General features: G+C 66.2%; 13 protein-coding genes and 1 pseudogene. 12 read left to right on the forward strand and 2 right to left on the reverse strand.

Going from position 1 to position 18,125, the window contains the following annotated elements; all coding sequences use genetic code 11:
* The first annotated feature begins 99 nt into the window (after positions 1-99).
* The 7 genes from B0B01_RS12685 (at position 100) to B0B01_RS12715 (ending at position 10,870) form a co-directional block, all read left to right on the forward strand.
* Entirely contained in the window at positions 100-1,194 is a 1,095-nt protein-coding gene (locus B0B01_RS12685) for an aminomethyltransferase family protein (RefSeq protein ID WP_076650441.1), read from the forward strand.
* 161 nt (positions 1,195-1,355) lie between these two features.
* Entirely contained in the window at positions 1,356-3,554 is a 2,199-nt protein-coding gene (locus B0B01_RS12690; RefSeq protein WP_076650442.1) for an oxidoreductase, read from the forward strand.
* A gap of 155 nt (positions 3,555-3,709) precedes the next feature.
* Positions 3,710-5,833: a heterodisulfide reductase-related iron-sulfur binding cluster gene (locus tag B0B01_RS12695; protein WP_200805462.1), complete on the forward strand. Its 2,124-nt coding sequence runs from the start codon at positions 3,710-3,712 to the stop codon at positions 5,831-5,833.
* On the forward strand, positions 5,830-7,239 hold the full coding sequence (locus B0B01_RS12700) for a hypothetical protein (protein WP_076650444.1): 1,410 nt from the start codon (positions 5,830-5,832) through the stop codon (positions 7,237-7,239). Before B0B01_RS12695 ends, B0B01_RS12700 begins: the two co-directional genes overlap by 4 nt.
* A 15-nt stretch (positions 7,240-7,254) precedes the next feature.
* The gene (locus tag B0B01_RS12705) at positions 7,255-8,037 is read left to right on the forward strand and encodes an electron transfer flavoprotein subunit beta/FixA family protein (RefSeq protein ID WP_076650445.1); all 783 of its coding nucleotides are present in this window, start codon (positions 7,255-7,257) and stop codon (positions 8,035-8,037) included.
* Positions 8,038-8,040: 3 nt separating this feature from the next.
* Entirely contained in the window at positions 8,041-8,994 is a 954-nt protein-coding gene (locus B0B01_RS12710; RefSeq protein WP_076650446.1) for an electron transfer flavoprotein subunit alpha/FixB family protein, read from the forward strand.
* Positions 8,995-9,265: 271 nt separating this feature from the next.
* Positions 9,266-10,870: an APC family permease gene (locus tag B0B01_RS12715; protein ID WP_076650447.1), complete on the forward strand. Its 1,605-nt coding sequence runs from the start codon at positions 9,266-9,268 to the stop codon at positions 10,868-10,870.
* 128 nt (positions 10,871-10,998) lie between these two features.
* Here the strand turns inward: B0B01_RS12715 and B0B01_RS12720 are convergent, their stop codons facing one another.
* Positions 10,999-11,859 (reverse strand): glycosyltransferase family 2 protein, encoded by an 861-nt coding sequence (locus tag B0B01_RS12720; protein ID WP_200805463.1) that lies wholly within the window; start codon positions 11,857-11,859, stop codon positions 10,999-11,001.
* A gap of 207 nt (positions 11,860-12,066) precedes the next feature.
* Between B0B01_RS12720 and B0B01_RS12725 the strand changes: the two genes are divergently transcribed.
* The 5 genes from B0B01_RS12725 (at position 12,067) to B0B01_RS12745 (ending at position 17,664) form a co-directional block, all read left to right on the forward strand.
* On the forward strand, positions 12,067-13,176 hold the full coding sequence (locus B0B01_RS12725; protein WP_083946383.1) for a glycosyltransferase family 4 protein: 1,110 nt from the start codon (positions 12,067-12,069) through the stop codon (positions 13,174-13,176).
* 4 nt (positions 13,177-13,180) lie between these two features.
* Positions 13,181-14,584, forward strand: a complete 1,404-nt coding sequence (locus B0B01_RS12730) for a formimidoylglutamate deiminase (RefSeq protein ID WP_234967809.1) — start codon at positions 13,181-13,183, stop codon at positions 14,582-14,584.
* 433 nt (positions 14,585-15,017) lie between these two features.
* Positions 15,018-16,523, forward strand: a complete 1,506-nt coding sequence (locus tag B0B01_RS12735) for an APC family permease (RefSeq protein ID WP_076650448.1) — start codon at positions 15,018-15,020, stop codon at positions 16,521-16,523.
* 13 nt (positions 16,524-16,536) lie between these two features.
* On the forward strand, positions 16,537-17,085 hold the full coding sequence (locus B0B01_RS12740) for a universal stress protein (protein WP_159438986.1): 549 nt from the start codon (positions 16,537-16,539) through the stop codon (positions 17,083-17,085).
* 159 nt (positions 17,086-17,244) lie between these two features.
* Positions 17,245-17,664 (forward strand): universal stress protein, encoded by a 420-nt coding sequence (locus B0B01_RS12745; protein ID WP_076650450.1) that lies wholly within the window; start codon positions 17,245-17,247, stop codon positions 17,662-17,664.
* A 326-nt stretch (positions 17,665-17,990) separates the two neighbouring features.
* On the opposite strand, the pseudogene B0B01_RS13110 reads toward B0B01_RS12745, so the two are convergent.
* Positions 17,991-18,125: pseudogene (locus tag B0B01_RS13110) on the reverse strand (UDP-glucose 4-epimerase GalE); the annotation flags it as partial.

Here is an 18,125-nt window from a genome sequence, read left to right on the forward strand (position 1 = left end):
CACCCGCCCGTCACACCCGCCGGCATGCCCGGCACAACCCGAAACCGAAGGGGCGCAGCCCGCGCCCCTTCCCGTCAACAACCGAAAAGGAAGTGAAGAATGGTAGAACGCGTTTCCGCACTCAAGGAAGAGCACGAAAAGCTCGGCGCAGAGTTCGCAGAGTGGAATGGCATGAACGTGGCCGCCACCTATGCCGGCAGCACGATCGAGCAGGATCACGACGCCACCCGCGATGCCGCCGGCCTGTTTGACCTGACCGCCTTCCGGAAGCTCTGGATCAAGGGCGCCGATGCGCGCGAGGTCGTGAACCGGACCGTTTCCCGCGATATCTCGAAGCTCAAGCCGGGCCGCGCCATGTACACGCTGGTGCTGAACGACACCGGCGGCGTCTGCGACGACGGGATCGTCTCCTGCTTCGCCGAGGACAAGTTCCTCTGGGTCATCGGCACCGGCACCAGCGGCGACCGTTTCGCCGAATCCGCCCAGGGCAAGGATGTCACGCTGGAGTGGGACAACGAAGTCCAGGTCATGTCGCTGCAGGGCCCCAAGGCGATCGACGTCCTCGCCCCCAATGTCGAGGGCACCGACCTGCGCGAGCTGAAGTTCTTCAGCCACACCGACGCCAAGCTGTTCGGCCGCGACGTGCATATCTCGCGCACCGGCTATTCCGGCGAGCGCGGCTATGAAATCTATGCCAAGCCGGCCGATGCGCCGCATCTGTGGAACAAGATCCTTGAGGCCGGCAAATCCGAGGGTGTCATCCCCGCCAGCTTCAACTCGCTCAACCCGATCCGGGTCGAGGCCGGCCTGCTGTTCTATCCGTTCGACGTCAGCCCGGACAACACTCCCTGGGAGGTCGGCGCCGGTTTCCTCGTCAACAAGGACAAGGGCGACTTCCTTGGCCGCGACGCGGCTCTGGCCAAGGAAGGCAAGGAACGCTTCATCCTGCGCGGCATCGCCACGGATGCAGATGCGGCCCTCTGGGAAGGCGGCGAGGAGCTGACCAAGGACGGCAAGAAGGTCGGCGAGGTCAATGTGGGCGATTATTCGCACCGCATGAAGAAGGCCCTGGCCTATGTCTTCGTCGATCCCGACATCACCGAGGGCACCAAGGTGACGGTCGGCGACAAGGAAGTCACGGTCGAGAACCTGCCGTTCTACGACAAGAACAAGGAGCGCCCGCGCGCTTCCTGACGAAGACCCGGGCGCCGGCGGGCCGCCCCGCGCGGCCCTGGCCTGCGCCCCGGTTCCCCTGCGTCACCTGCGCCTTTGCGCGAGGGTGGAAAGGGGGATATTGAAAGAGTATCCGGTCCCGCACCAGTCGGGGCCGGAACAGGGAGAAGGGAGAAGACATCATGGCCAACAAAAGGCCCGCGAAATACGACATCCTTTTCGAACCGATACAGATCGGCCCGAAGACGATGCGCAACCGTTTCCACCAGAGCCCGCACTGTATCGGCGCCGGTACCGACCGGCCCGGTTTCCAGGCGGCGCACCGCGCGATCAAGGCCGAAGGCGGCTGGGGCGCGATCAACACCGAATACTGCTCGATCCACCCCGAATCCGATGACACCATGCGCGTCTCGGCCCGGATCTGGGACGAGGGCGATGTGCGCAACCTGCGCGCCATGACCGACGAGGTGCACAAGTTCGACTGCCTCGCCGGGATCGAGATGTGGTATGGCGGCCCCCATGCCCCGAACATGGAGACGCGCCAGACCCCGCGCGGCCCGAGCCAGTATTCCTCGGAATTCGAGACGCTGACCTACTGCCATGCCATGGATATCGACGATATCCACCAGGTGCAGCAGTTCTATGTCGATGCAGCCCTGCGCGCGCGCGATGCCGGCTTCGACTTCGTGAACGTCTATGGCGGCCATGCCTATCTGCCGGTGCAGTTCCTGTCGCCCTATCACAACAAGCGCACCGACGGTTACGGCGGCTCCTTCGAGAACCGCGCCCGGTTCTGGGTCGAGACGCTCGAGAAGGTGAAGAAGGCGGTCGGGCACGAACTGGCGGTGGCCTCGCGCTTTGCCATCGACACGCTTTATGGCCCCGACGGTATCGAGGTCGAGGAAGACGGCCTGCGCTTCATCGAGCTGGCCGACGATTTTGTCGACGTCTGGGACATCAACATCGGCGACATCGCCCAGTGGGGCGAGGATGCCGCTCCGTCACGCTTCTATCGCCAGGGTCACGCCATTCCGTGGCAGAAATTCGTCAAGAAGCACTCTAAGAAGCCGGTTCTCGGCATCGGCCGCTTCACCGACCCGGAGAAGATGGCCGAGGTGATCCGCAACGGCGAGCTCGACATCATCAGCGCCGCGCGGCCCTCGATCGCCGACCCCTTCCTGCCCGAAAAGATCGAGCAGGGCCGGATGGACGACATCCGCACCTGCATCGGCTGCAACGTCTGCATCTCCCGCTGGGAGATCGGCGGCCCGCCGATGATCTGCACCCAGAACGCCACCGCCGGCGAGGAATACCGCCGCAGCTGGCACCCCGAGAAGTTCGAACCGGCGAAATCCGACGATTCCATCCTGGTGGTGGGCGCGGGCCCGGCCGGGTCCGAGGCGGCGCGGGTGCTGCTCGAGCGCGGCTATGTCACACACCTTGTTGACAGCGCCGAGAAGATCGGTGGCCATGTGAACGACGTTGCGACCCTGCCGGGGCTCGGCGAATGGGGCTATCACCGCGACTATCGCGAGGTTCAGATCAACAAGCTGCTGAAGAAGGTCAAGGGATCGCAGCTCGCGCTTGGCCAGAAGCAGCTGAGCGCCGACGACGTGCTGAGCTACGGCGCGGAAAAGGTGATCATCGCCACCGGTGCGAAGTGGAACACGAACGGGGTCAACCCGCTCAGTCACGATCCGGTGCCGGGCGTCGATGCCTCGCGTCCCGACCAGGTCACGCCGGAGCAGATCTTCCGCGGCGAAAAGGAGATCGGCAAGCGCGTCGTGATCCTGAACTCGGATGCCTATTACATGGCGCCCTCGCTCGCCGAACAGCTGGCGGCCAAGGGCCACGAGGTCACGATCATCGACGGTGTCGGGCTCGGGAACTACATGCATTTCACGCTGGAATACCCGAACATGCGCCGCCGCCTGACCGAGCTCAAGGTGAACATCATCGGCGAGGTCTGGGCCTCGCGCGTGGAGGAAGGCCGGATCGAATATTACGACGTCTGGGCCGAGGGCTCGCGCCGTGAATATCGCGGCCCCGGCAAGCTGCCGCGCGACGAGAACAAGAGTCACCAGTGGCTTGAGTTCGACACGCTGGTGCTGACCACCGGGCGCCATTCCGACGATGCGCTGTTCCGCGAGGTGAAGGCGCGCCAGAACGAATGGCAGGACCATGGCATCAAGGGCATCTATGTGATCGGCGATGCCTGGGCACCGAAGATCATGGCCGACGCGACCTTCGACGGGCACCGCATCGCCCGCGAGATCGAGGACCAGGATCCGCAGTACCCGCTGCCCTACAAGCGCGAGGTCATCTCCTGGGGCACCGCCTATCAGCCGGGTGGCGAATACAGACACGAATGGCGGCTCTGACCCGAGCCGTCACCCGGACGGCCGCGCGTTGACCTGCGCGGCCGTCCTGCTTGAACAATGCCGAATGCGAATGATCCCTGTGCGCCCTGACCGGCGCCGGGGATGAATATACGAGGACCGAGCCGATGATCTCTCCCGAAACCGATCCGAGGGACGTGACACGCATTCTCTTCCAGGACTTTCCGACCTGGATGCTTGTCGTGTTCTATGCTGTCGCCATCGTCGCGATCGCCGTCTTTCTCTACGGGGTCTGGCAGCAGATCCGCAAATACCGCCGCGGGGTGCGCTCGGGAGCCTGGGCGCCCTTCTGGTCCCGCTTCGGCACGATGTGGGAGACGGTGCTGTCGCATCGCACCATCAAGCGCCGCGCCCGCAAGGCCGGAAGCATGCATGCCTGGATCTTCTACGGCTTCACGCTGCTGTTCATCGGCACCAGCACCATCACGCTCGACCAGGACATCACCGGGCCCTTCGGCATCCATTTCTGGTACGGCTGGTTCTATCTGGCCTTCGGGACGGTGATGGATCTGGCCGGAGTCGCGCTGATCGCCGGGCTGCTCTACATGATGTATCGCCGCAAGTGGCTGAAGCTGCCGCGGCTCGACTATACCCGCCCCGACCGCGATGCCAGCGACCCGGATTACGACCGCAGCGACTACCGGCGCGAGGACTGGGCCTTTCTCTGGACCCTGATCATCATCGCGATCACCGGCTTCTTCCTCGAGGCGGCGCGGGTGGTCTGGCTGATGAACGACCCCGAGGTCTGGGCGGTGCGCTGGCATGCGCCGGTCGGCACGGCGCTGGCCTATGTGATGATGGGCCTCGGCCTCGGCCCCGAGGGGGGCGGGGTGATGCGCATGGGGCTCTGGTGGTTCCACGGGATACTCGCGCTCACCTTCATTGCGCTGGTTCCCTATACCAAGGTCAAGCATATCTTCACCGCCATGGGTTCGCTCATGGCGCGCGATCCCAAGGGCAAGCGCCGCATGCCGGAAACGGATGTGGATGCCGACCGGATCGGCTTCAGCCGGCTCACCGATTTCAAGGACAAGCACCTTCTGCAGGCCGATGCCTGCACCAAATGCGGCCGATGCCACGAGGCCTGCCCGGCCAATGCCGGCGGCTATCCGCTGTCGCCGCGCGACCTGGTGCTGTCCCTGCGCGAGATGGCCAATGACAAGCTTTCGGGCGCGACCATGGAGCCGGAGATCCCCGCGATCGGCGAAGGCGTGAACCAGATCCGCCCGGAAACCGTCTGGGCCTGCCGCACCTGTGCCGCCTGTATCGAGATCTGCCCCGTGGGGGTTGAGCATCTGCCGATGATCGTCGAGATGCGCCGCGCCCTGATCGAATCGGGCGACTTCGACCCGATGCTGCAGAACACGCTCAAGAGCCTGCAGAAATCCGGCAACTCGCTCGGCGAGACCAAGCGCAAGCGGCCACGCTGGACCCGCAAGCTCGATTTTGAAATCAAGGACGCCCGCAAGGAGCCGGTCGATGTGCTCTGGTATGTCGGCGACTATGCCTCGTTCGACCCGCGCTCGCAGAAGGTGACCCAGGCCTTTGCCCGCGTCCTGAACGCGGCCGGGGTCAGCTTCGGCATCCTCTACGAAGACGAGCAGACCGCCGGGAACGACGTGCGCCGCATCGGCGAGGAAGGGCTGTTCCAGATGCTGGCCGAGGCCAATATCGCGCTTCTGGACAGCTGCGAGTTCAAGTCGATCGTCACCACCGACCCGCATACCTACAACACGATCAAGAACGAATATCCCGAATTCGGCGGCGAATACGAGATCGAGCACGCAAGCTCGCTGCTCGAGCGGCTGATCCGCGAGGGCACGATTCCGCTGCCCAGGAATCTGGATTACCGCGTCACCTATCACGATCCCTGCCACCTCGGGCGCATCAACGACGGCACCGAGCCGCCGCGGCTGGTGATGAACCAGCTCGGGGTCGACCTGGTCGAACTGCCGCGCCACGGGCACAATTCGTTCTGCTGCGGGGCCGGGGGCGGCCGCATCTGGCTGCCCGATCCGCCCGAGCTGAAGAAACCGGCCGAGCTGCGCGCCGCCGAGGCGGCCGGGATCGGCGGGCTCGAGGTGCTGGTGGTGAACTGCCCGAAATGCCTCAACATGATGGAAGACGGGGTCAAGGGCACCGGCAACGAGGGCAACTTCCGCGTCATGGAACTGATCGAACTGGTCGAGGAAGCCATGGGACTGGGTGAAGAGCCCGAGGCCGAAACCGCACCCGAACCGGAGCCCGTGGAACCGGCATGAGCGGACATTCCGCAGAATCGACCCGGGGTGCGGCGACGGATTCCGTCGCCGCGCTGATTGCACGGCTGCTGGAGGCGGGCGATCCCTATGCCGCGCTCGGCGCCTGCACGCGGCTCGATTCTGCGGAACTCGAGGAACTGGCGCTGGAGAACCGGCGCCAGCGGCTGGTGGTGGCGGCCGCGCCCTTCGTGCCGCCGCGGCTGCTCGAACGGCTGGCGCAAGCGGGCGACCCGGCCCTGACCCTGCGGCTGGCCAAGAACCCGGCCACGCCCGAGGCCGCGCTTGAGCGGCTGCTCGAGGGCGCGCCGCCCATGCGCGTGCGCCGCTATCTGGCCGCCCATCCCCGCGCCGGGGCGGAGATGCTGGCCCGGCTGGCGCAGGATCCCGACATTGATGTGCGCCGCGCGGTCGCGGGCAATGCGCAGGCCCCGGCCGAAGTGATCGCCCGGCTGGCCGCCGAGGACGACACGGAAATCACCCGCGCCGCAGCGGCCGTGCCCGCAGCCGGCGCCGGGACGCTCGCGCGGCTCTGGGAGCGGGGCGAAATCTGGGTGCGGGCCGATGTGGTGGAACATCCGAACTGCCCCGCGGAACTGCTGGAGCAGGCCGCCGGCGCCGCCGACCCGCTGCTGCGGCGCAAATGCGCCGGCAACCCCGCCCTGCCCGAGGCGATGCTTCTGCGGCTGCTTGCCGACCCCGACGAACAGGTGCGCGGCGCGGCGGTGCGCAACCCCGCGATCTCGGAGCAGCAGCTTGACGACAGCGACGATCCTTCGGCGCGGGTGCGCCGCCTGTTCGCCCGCCGCTGCAGCCTGCCGCAGCCGCTGATCGCCCGTCTTGCGGCCGACAGCGACGCCTGGGTGCGGCGCTGGATCGCGCGCAACCGCGACCTGCCGCCCGCCCTGATCGAGACCCTGGGGGGGGATGCGGAAATGGCGGTGCGCCGCAGCGTGACGCGCAACCCCGCCACCCCCGGCCCGGTGCTGACCCGGCTTGCGGGGGATGCCGACCCCTGGGTGCGCGCCGGCGTGGCGCTGCGCGAGGATCTGCCCGACGAGGCGCTTGCGCTTCTGCTCGGACAGGCAGAAAACGACAGGGACCGGGATGTGCTGGGGGCGCTCGGGCGCAATCCCCGCACCCCGCCCGACCGTCTTGAGGTCATCGCCGCACATCCCGACAAGGATGTGCGCCGCGCGGTGGCCTTCAACCGGGCTGCGCCGGAGGCGGCGCTGACCCTTCTGGCAGCCGATGCCTATCCGCTGAACCGGGCGATCCTTGCCCGGCGCAGCGACCTGGCACGGCGGTTGAGCGAAAGCCTGCTGGACGATCCAGAGCCACAGGTGCGCTTTGCCGCCGCCGCGAATCTGGCGCGGGCTGCCGTCACCGAAACCCAAAGCTTTCAATAGGAGTGGAACGCCAAAATGAAGATACTGGTGCCGGTAAAACAGGTCGCCGCTCTCGATGACGAATTCGAGATGCGCGATGACGGGCGCGACGTCGACGAGGATTTCTTCGAGACGGACCTGAACGAATTCGACCATTACTCGGTCGAGGAAGCGCTGCTGATCAAGGAAGCCGCCGGCGACGAGCCTGAAGTGGTGGTCGTGACCATCGGCAACGAGGACACCGACGATGCGCTGCGCACGGCCCTGGCCAAGGGCGCCGATCGCGGCATCCGCGTCTGGGACGATGCGCTCGAGAATGCCGACAGCGTCACCGTCGCCAAGGTCCTGGCCAAGGTGGTCGAGAAGGAAAAGCCCGACATGGTCTTTACCGGGGCGCAGTCGGCCGACTTTTCGTCCGCGGTGACGGGGATGGCGCTGGCCGGCATTCTCGGCTGGCCCCATGCCGCCGTGGTCAACAAGCTCGACTACAAGCCGGGCGCGGACCGCGCGACCCTGCACCGCGAGCTCGAGGGCGGGCTGGAAGAGATCATGACCGTGCGCTGCCCGGCCGTGCTGTCGATCCAGCTCGGCATCAACGAGCCGCGCTATGCCTCGCTCCGGGGCATCAAGCAGGCGCAGCAGAAGCAGGTCGATGAACTGTCGCTGGACGATCTCGGGCTCGACGAGGGCTCGGTGGCCCCGGCGTCGAACGTGCGGCGCATGTATGTGCCGGAAAAGGGCCAGGCCGAGCTGATCGAGGGAACGCCCGCCGAACAGGCCGCACGGCTTGCCGAAATCATCAAGGAACTCCGGGGGTAACTCATGGCAAATCTGATCGTTATTGCGGAACAGCGCGACGGCGCACTGCGCGAGACCACGCTCGAGGCCATCGCCGGTCTGAAAAGCATCAAGCAGGACGGGGACGAACTTGCCGTCGCCATCGTTGCCGGCGACCCGCAGGCCCATGTGCAGGCGCTTTCGGTCGAGGGCGTGGACGAGGTGATCGCCGTCAAGGCCAGCGACGATTTCCAGCCCGACCAGCTCGAGGCGGTGATCGCGGCCCTCGGACAGGAGCGCAAGCCGCGCGTGATCGCCGCGGCCCACGGGGTCGATGCCTGGTCCTATATCCCGGCGGCGGCGGTCAAGCTCGACAGCGGCCTGGCCACCGACGTGATGAAGCTCGCGCTCGATGGCGATGACCTGGTCGCGACCCGTGCCGGCTATGCCGAAAAGGTGCTGGTCGATCTCGACTTTCCGGGCAAGGACACCGTGCTGCTGACGATTCGCGGCGGCACCTTCGAGCCGGCCGGCGGCTCGGGCTCGCCCAAAGTGACCGAGATGAACGCGCCCGAAACCGATGTGGCCACCACCCACGAGGGCTGGCAGCCGCCCGCCGATTCCGGCGGCATCGACATTCCGGGTTCGGAATTCATCATGTCGATCGGCCGCGGCGTGGCCGACGAGGCCAATGTCGAGCAGTTCCTCGAACTGGCCGAATCCATGGGAGCGACGCTCGGCTGTTCGCGCCCGATCGCCGACAACGGCTGGCTGCCCAAGGCCCGCCAGGTCGGCCAGTCGGGCCAGCTTGCGGCAAGCTGCAAGCTTTATGTCGCCATGGGGATCTCGGGCTCGGTGCAGCACCAGTGGGGCATGAAGCATGTCGAGAACATCGTCGCGGTGAACACCGATCCGGAGGCGTCGATCTTCTCGATCGCCCGCTACGGCATCGTCGGCGACATGTTCGAGATTGCGGAAGAGCTCGAAAACCACTTTTAATTGCAAACGGAGGGGCCGCGGCAAGGCGGCCCCTTCCCCGGAAGGACCAGGGGGAGGGCGCAGCGAATGGAATTCGCCCCGCGCGGAACAGGAGACCGGAGAGAACCGCCCGCCACAGGGACGGATCCGTTCCGGCCTGAAAACCTGCACCGCGGTTGCCTTGACGGATTGCATGCAATGTCCGGCACGATACAAGAAAACGACCGGCCCCGGGGAGACCGGCCCCGGCATGACCATGCCGGCATTCTAACGATAACAGGGAGTTATAGGGATGGCATCGACAACTGATCAGGCAATCCTGCCTGACAGCGCGGGATTGCACCGCGCGATTGGATGGAAGGACGCCTTCTGGATGGCGTCGGGGGTTCCGGCGCTGGTTCTTTTCTCGATCGGGGGGATCGCGGCGACGGTCGGCAACCCCTCCTGGGTGATCTGGATTCTTTCGGTTTCCTTCGGGTTCCTGCAGGCGTTCGTCTATGCCGAGATCGCCGGGCTGTTCCCGAGCAAGTCGGGCGGGGCCTCGGTCTACGGGGCGGCGGCCTGGATCCGCTATTCCAAGATCGTGGCGCCGCTCTCGGTCTGGTGCAACTGGCTGGCCTGGACCCCGGTCCTGGCGATCGGCGGCGGGCTCGCCGCGGGTTACCTGCTGACCGCGCTGGTGCCAGAGGGCGCGGCGATTCTCGACTTCCGCATCACCCTGATAAACCTCGATTTCCTCAAGGATGACCTGTCGCTCCGGATCGACGCGGTGTCGATCATCGGCACGATCATCCTGCTGATCGTCTTCGCGATCCAGCACAAGGGGATCTCGGCCGCGGCCAAGGTGCAGACCATCCTCGGCCTTGCGGTCCTGATCCCGCTGCTGATCGTCGGCATCGTGCCGCTCGTTTCCGGCAACGTGATGGCCGAGAACCTCACCCCGGTGGTTCCGGGGCTGGATCCGGTCACGAGGGCCTGGGATATCGAGGGCACCACGCTGTTCCTCGGCGGGCTGTTCATCGCCGCCTGGTCGGCCTATGCGTTCGAGACCGCGATCTGCTATACCAGCGAATTCCGCGATCCCTCGCGCGATACCGTGCGTGCGATCCTCGCCGCCGGCGCGGCCTGTATCCTGATCTATACGCTGGTGCCGCTGGCCTTCCAGGGCTTCCTCGGGGTCGACGGCCTCCTGCAGCCGGGGGTCGAGGACGGTTCGGCCATCGCCAAGGTCATGGCCACCATGGTCGGGGGCGACAACGTGTTCATCGTCCGGCTGATCACGGTGATGCTGTTCTTCGCGCTCACGCTTGCGATCATGACCTCGATGGCCGGTTCGTCGCGCACCCTGTTCCAGGGTTCGGTCGATGGCTGGCTGCCGAAGTTCCTGTCGCATGCGAACGAACACGGCGCGCCGACCCGGGCCATGTGGACCGACCTCGCGTTCAACCTCGTGCTGTTGATGATGTCGGATTACCTGTTCGTTCTGGCGGTCTCGAACTGCTGCTATCTGGTGTTCAACTTCCTGAACCTGCATTCGGGCTGGATTCACCGGATCGACAACAAGAACGCGCATCGTCCCTGGCGCGCGCCCACGGTCATGCTCTGGATCGGCGGCGGGCTGTCCTTCATCAACGCCGCGCTTCTGGGGGCGGGGTCGAACGTCTGGGGCAAGGGCACGCTGATGACGGCCGTGGTGGTCATCGCCCTGATCCTGCCGGTGTTCTTCTATCGCCACTACGTGACCGACAAGGGCAAGTTCCCCGAGAAGATGCTCGACGACCTGAAGATCGGCGGCAACCCCGACCTTTCGGTGCGCAAGGCCGGCATTCGCCCCTATCTGGTGATCGCCGCGGGCATCGCGGTGGTCGTGATCTCGAACATGATCTTCAAGATCTGAGACCATAGCGCCGGCGCGGGGACATCTTCCCGCGCCGGCCGGAAACAGCAGCGCCGCCGCCGGTTTCCGGCGGCGGCGTTTTCATTGGCCCCGGGGGGTATGGGGATACCGGGGCGTGCGGGCCGCGCTCAGCGCCCGCGGGTCCAGCCGCCGCCGCTCCGGCGCAGGCGCACCATGAGGTGCACCGCGAGATAGACCGCAAATCCAAGCGGCGCCGCCAGCACGAGCCGCGCCAGCTCCCCCCGCCCGAGCCGGGCCTTGTCGTCATTGGCGGCAAGGTCGGGAAAGCGGGCCCCGACCTCGGCCACCCCCGCATCTTGGCGCCGCCGCACCCGCACCAGATTGGAGAACCCCTCGACCATGGGCCAGTGGTAGCGCGGCGCGACCTCGATCCGCTCATGGGGCGCGAAGTTCAGCCGCACGAAGGTGTCGTCCGAGATGATGTCGGGAAAGTCGCCCCAGCGGGCCCGCCCGGCCCGGTTCAGCGCAAACAGCCCGGCCCCGACCGCGCCACCCCGCACGAAGGGAAGCCGCACCCAGAAATCCGCATAGGCGCGGGTGACCCATGATCGCCCCCGCCGCACCGCGAGCGTTCCGGTCGCATAGCGGGGATCAGACGTGTCGAGCACCCGCCAGAGCGCCCCGAGCAGTTCGCGATCGCAGCGCACATCCGCGTCGAGATAGACCAGCGCCGCCCCCCTTGCGCGCGATTCAGCCGCGTTCAGCGCCCCGAGCTTGCCGCCCTCTGCCAGATCGAGCACGTCAAGTTCCCAGCCCCGGGTGGAAAATCCGCCCTGCCGGGCAAGGGCGAGTTCAACGGTGCGGTCGCGGCAGGCATTGGCGGCGACGATCACCTGCAGGCGCGGGGCGGTCGCATCCTGCGCCAGCAGGGAATCGAGACAACCCGGAAGCCAGGTTTCTTCATCGCGGGCGGCGATGATCACGCTCATGGCCGGCGGATCCGCCGCTGCCTCTGCCGGAACATCCATTGCGCGCCCCCTCTTTCCTCTGGCCCCGACCGGCGCGGCCTCCTGCGCGACCTTTGGGCCGCCATCCTCTATCGCAGCGCACAAGGGCGGGGCAAAGCCTTTCGGCGCGGACGGGCCACGCTTGAAAATCCGCCCCCTCCCTGACAAGAGCAGGGCGAGGGCCGCTCACGCACACATGCCCCCCGTGCCTGACAGGAGTTCGCCGCCATGGCCGCCAGGGCCCCCGATCCTGCCGTTCCCCCCGTCGGTCCGGTCGATCCCGCCGGTCCGGTCGATCCGGCGGCCATCGACGTGATCGCGCCGAATTTCAAACGCCGCCTGTCGGGAGTCACGGCGACGGTGGTGCGGCTCGTGCCGCTTCAGGCCCGCGACATGGCGATCGCCGCCACCGGCCCGGCGCTGCCGCCCCATGTGCCGCAGATCCCGCTTGCGGCGCTGCTCACCCTGCCGCGGCGGGGCCCCTCGGGGGCCCGGGTCTGGCATGCGCGGCGCAATGTCGAGATGATCGGAGGGCTTGCGCTGAAACATCTCCTGCGCAAGCGGCTGAAACTGGTCTTCACCTCGGCCTCGCAGCGCCACCACAGCGCCCTAACGCGCTGGCTGATCCGGCGCATGGACGCGGTGATCGCGACCTCGCGCCGGAGCGCGGCCTATCTCGAGCGCGAGGCGGATGTGATCCTGCACGGGATCGACACCGATGCCTTCCGCCCGCCCACCGACCAAATGGCGCTGCGCCGTGAACTCGGCCTGCCCGGGGGTGTTCTGATCGGCTGCTACGGGCGGATCCGGGCGCAGAAGGGCACCGATGTCTTTGTCGAGACCATGATCCGGCTGCTGGCGGAACGCCCCCATGCCCATGCGCTGGTTATGGGGCGCGCCACGAGCGAGCACCGCGAATTCCTGCGCGGGCTGCAGGCGCGCAGCGAGGCGGCTGGGCTTGGCGCGCGCATCCTTTTCCCCCCCGAGGTGCCGACCCATGACATCGCCCACTGGTATCAGGCGCTCGATCTTTTCGTCGCGCCGCAGCGGTGGGAAGGGTTCGGGCTCACCCCGCTCGAGGCCATGGCTTGCAGCGTGCCGGTGGTCGCCACCACGGTCGGCGCCTTTGAGGAGATCGTGTCCCCGGAAACCGGCGCCCTCGTGCCGCCGGGCGATGTGGACGCCATGGCCCGCGCGGTGGCGGAACTGATCGACGATCCGGCCCGCCTGGCCCGCATGGGCGAGGCGGCGCGGCGGCACATGGCCGGAAATTTCCCCCTCACCGGCGAGGCGGCAGCACTCAACGCCATCTATCGCCGCCTGCTGGCCGGATCCTGAGGGTTTGGACGCGGCGTCCCGAGATACGGGCCCTTGCGCGGCAATTCATGCCGCCCGGGCGCTGCTCCCGCAGGGCTGGGCCGCGGGTCTGCGCCTCGAGATCCGCGCGGGCCGCATCGCGGCGCTCACCACCGGGGCCGGGACGCGGGCCGGCGATATCCACGTCGATACGTTGCTGCCGGCGCCCGCCAACCTGCACAGCCACAGCTTTCAGCGCGCCATGGCCGGGCTTGGTGAATACCGCATGCCGGGGCAGGACAGCTTCTGGTCCTGGCGCGAGGCGATGTATCGCCTTGCCAATCGCCTGACACCGGAACAGGCCGAGGCGATCGCCGCCTTCGCCTTCATGGAGATGCAGGAGGCCGGATTCGCCGCCGTGGGTGAATTCCACTATCTTCACCACCAGAAGGGCGGCACCCCCTATGCCGATCCGGCCGAAATGGCCCGCCGCATGGAGGCCGCCGCACAGCAAAGCGGCATCGGCCTGACCCTGCTGCCGGTGCTCTACAGCCGGGGCGGCGCCCGCGGCGCGCCGCTTTCCCCGGCGCAGGCGCGGTTCGGCCATGATGTCGAGGGCTATCTCGGACTGCTGACGGCGCTGCGGGAAGGCGCGGACCGGGCCGGGGACATGCGGATCGGCATCGCGCCCCATTCGCTGCGCGCGGTCACCCCCGCCGACCTCGCCGCCCTGCTCGCATCCGGGGCGGGGGGCGAGCGGGGCGGCCCCGTCCATATCCACATCGCCGAACAGGACGCCGAGGTCACGATGATCGAATCCTGGCTCGGGGCGCGGCCGGTGGAGTGGCTGCTCGGGAATGCCCCCGTGGCAGAGAACTGGTGCCTGATCCATGCGACTCACATGCGCCCGGATGAATTGCGGAACCTCGCCGCGACCGGCGCCGTGGCCGGGCTCTGCCCGATCACTGAGGCGAATCTCGGCGATGGAATCTTTGACGGGACAGGGTGGATCGGGGCCGGCGGGCGCTTCGGGGTGGGCACGGATTCGAATATTTCAATCACCCTTTCGGGTGAGCTTCGCATGCTGGAATACTCCCAGAGGTTGCGGGACCGGGCGCGCAACCGGATGAATCCGGGGGCCGGATCACTCGGGGAGGCACTGTTTCTCCAGGCCGCCCATGGCGGGGCGCAGGCGCTCGGCCGCGATGCGGGGCGGATCGAAACCGGGCGGCTTGCCGATCTCGTCGCACTGGACGCGACCCGCCCGGATCTTGCCGCGCTGCCGCCGGATCGCATCATGGATGGCCTTGTATTCGCTTGCAAATCCCTGCCCGTGACCGATCTCTGGTCAGCCGGGCGGCACCGGGTCAGGGGTGGCATCCACGTTGCGCGCGAAGCGATCACCCGCCGCTGGCTCCGGGCGGTCAGCGCCCTTTCGCAGGACGCCTGACGGCCCGTCCGATCCTGTTTCGCACCGCATTTTCCGGTGCATTCCCCGGTCCCCGGCCGGGGTTCTTTTCGCAGGTGCAAAACAGGGGCCTTGACAGGGCATACCGAGGAATGCCTTCCTGTGATTGAAATTAGTTTCCTGTGGGGGTGCATGCTGCGTCGATATGACGCATGCCAGACACAGCAGACAGATGGGTCGCGACCTTCCGGCACGGCTGCCCGCCAGGGCCCCGGCGGCCGGAACGCAGGAACCGGCAGCGGCTGGAGGAGCAGCGCCGGAGCCATCCGACCCCATCCATTCCGCTCAAGAAAAATCTCGAAGAAAAAGGGAGGTACCCGATGACCCACGAGAGATCTTTCCCCGAATCCGCCCCCACCGGGACGTCAAGGCGCAGTTGCCGGGCGCTGCATGCAGCCAGGGGAGGTACCCTGAAATGAGCGACATGCACACCGATACCTTGGATTACGAACAGGGCAACCTGCAGACCGGCACCAACTGGTGGGGGGCCTTCGTCATCGGCCTGGCCGGAACCATCCTCGTCACCGGTGCGGCCCCGGCCTTCCTGACGGTGTTCGGCGCCTCCTACATCCCCTTCATCACCTTCTTCACCCTGACCGGCGTGGTGCTCTGCCTGCTTCTGGCCGAGCTTTCGGCGATGATGCCGGGGCGCACGGGGGGATCGCCCTCCTATGCCTATCCCGCCTACAGGGAACGCTTTCCGCGTCTTGCGCCGCATGTGAACGGCATCAGCGCCTGGATGTATTGGGTCGGCTGGATGCCGGTGGCGCCGCTCAACATGATCCTCGCCTCGTTCTACATCACCCATATCCTCGGGCTCGATGCCTCGGCGGGCATCACCCCGGTCAGCACCTTCATTCCCTACTGGACGCTCGCAATCACCGTGGTCGGGCTGCTTCTGCTGTCGATCCCGGCCTATATGGGCATCCGTTTCGGCACCTCGATGGCGACCATCCTCGCGGTGCTGTCGATGATCCCGCTCACCTTCCTGTCGATCGGCTTTATCTTCAACCTCGGTGCCGCCGACTGGAGCGAGCTGATCGGATTCCCCCATCTCGACGGGTCGAGTTTCTGGGCGCCGATGACGGCCGACAACGGGGACGTCGTTTCACCATGGATTATGTATATCGCCTATGCCTTCCCATTGCTGTGGACGGTGATCGCCTATGAAGCCGCCGCCTGCTACATCGGCGAATGCAAGAACCCCGGACGTGATGCCAAAATCGCCATGACGCTCGAGGGCGGATACGGCGTCTTCGTCTACACGATGCTGCCGATCTCCTTCGTGGTGATCCTCGGCGCCAGCGCGCTTTCCGACCCCGAACTGGTCGACCCCAAGACCATGTTCGTCACCTTCGCCAGCAACGTCTTCCCGGGCATCGGCGGAAAGCTGATGGAATGGGCCATGGCAATCATGCTGATCATCGCGCTGGTGCTCTCGGCGCTCAATTCGCTGATGGGCTGCTCGCGGTCGCTCTACCAGATGTCGCTCGACGGGCAGTTCCCGCGGTTCTACCAGCATGTGAACAGCCATTCCGTGCCCGACCGGGCCATGATGACCAATGTCGGCGCTAGCATGGTGATCGCCTTCATGGGCGGCGCGATCGAGATCTATTCCTTCTCGAACGTGGGCTATCTCGGGTCGTTCGTGCCGGTCCTGATCGGATACTACCTGCTGAAGAACGATCGTCCGAACCTGAACCGTCCGTTCAATCTTCCGGACTACTTCAAGTATATCGCCCTGTTCCTGGCCGCTCTCTACTTCTTCGTCTGGCTGGTGGGGGGGCTCATCTACTCGTATTATGGCGGGCAGGCGATCTACTACTTCCTCGGCCTCGGCGCGATCTTCATGTATCTGCCGCTCTACTGGTATCGCAAGGCGGAAGATCGCCGCCTCGGCGTTGCTCCCAAGGCCGTGTAAGGAGGGACCGAAGATGTTGCGCCTTCTTATCCGAAACCGGAGCACGGGAGGCGGCCGCGCCGTCCCCGCCACTGGCCACCTCCCGCATGTGCTGATCGCCTCGGAGGGGCGGGCGGTGAGCGACCGGGTGATCAGTCGCGCCGCCGACCTGCTGCCCGGGGGCAAGGGACGCGTCACGGTGCTGACCGTGGCGCGGCTCTGGGGCACGAGCTTCGGACTGCCCAACCCGGGGCTGCGCCCCAGCAAGCGCGAGATGGACGAGCAGAAGGAGATCATGACTTCGGCGCTCGACCGGCTCGAGGCCTTGGGGATCGAGGCGGACGGCCATATCGTGACCACCCGCCACCCGGCCAAAAGCATCCGCCGCAAGCTGCACAAGGGCGATTTTGACGCGATCGTCATGGGGGCAGACCCGCGCCGGCCCTGGTTCATGCGCGGCTTCATGTGGAGCCAGGAACCCTGGCGGGTGAAGGCGACCATGCCGGTCCCGGTGCACCTGGTCTGCCCGGACGGAAGCGGGCCGGTCCCCGCGCCGCGCCGCAGCCTCGCCGCGGCCGGATAACCAGCCTGCGGCGAAAATGCCCGAAACAGGACCGCACCGATCGAATTCCCTGCACAATTCCCGATCGGTGCGGTTTTCGTTTGCGCCATGTCATGGTCGTGTCATGGTGCTGTGGGCTACAAACCGCCAGGACTGACTGACAGAACGAGGAGAAGACACTTGTATAAGCACATTCTGCTGCCGACCGACGGATCCGAGCGCTCCCTGCAAGGCATCAAGCACGGGCTCTCGCTGGCCAAGAGCGTCTCCGGCAAGGTGACGGTGATCACCGTCACCCAGCCCTACCCGCTGCAGAGCGCGGCCACGATCGATTCCTGGACCAATGCCCAGAAGCAGATGGCGGAGAAGACCCTCGCTGCGGTCCGCGACGTGGCGCAGAAGGTCGGGGTCGAGATCACGCTGCGCCAGGCAACCGACGATTCCCCCGCCGAGGCGATCGTCGAGGCGGCCCGGGAACTCGGCTGCGACCTGATCGTCATGGCCTCGCACGGGCGGCGCGGCGTGAGCCGGCTGCTGCTCGGCAGCCAGACCGCCGAAGTGGTGAGCCACAGCACGGTTCCGGTTCTGGTCGTACGCTAAGAGCTCTTTATCCATCTAGCAAAGCGAGTGGTGACGCTAAATAGGCGTCGCCACTATTACAGCCGGGTTCGCCTAATGCTAAATTTTGATAACACTGTCCAACACTAGGCTACGGAAGAAGTCGCGTTAACGTTCTATATCAAGTCGCTTGAGGCATGAAGTCCTACCGCTGCTTTACGTGATCACGACTGCTGTGTCCCGAAATAATAGTCTAACCTCTATTACGCATCTGGTATGCCAGATCCAAAACTTCTGCTCTTGAAAAAATCGCAAGATCGTAGCCACCGATTTGGCCGAGACCCTTGCATATCTATTGCTTGCACCCATCAGCTTTTGTAATGGCCGCTCTGGTGCCAGCGCCATGCATCGGCGATCATCTGCCCGGGGTCCGAACGTCGCGGCACCCAGCCGAGCTCGCGCCCGGCGCGCTGCGATCCCGACACGAGCCGTGTGCAGTCGCC

The sequence above is a fragment of the Pontibaca methylaminivorans genome, assembly GCF_900156525.1.
Lineage (GTDB): Bacteria > Pseudomonadota > Alphaproteobacteria > Rhodobacterales > Rhodobacteraceae > Pontibaca > Pontibaca methylaminivorans.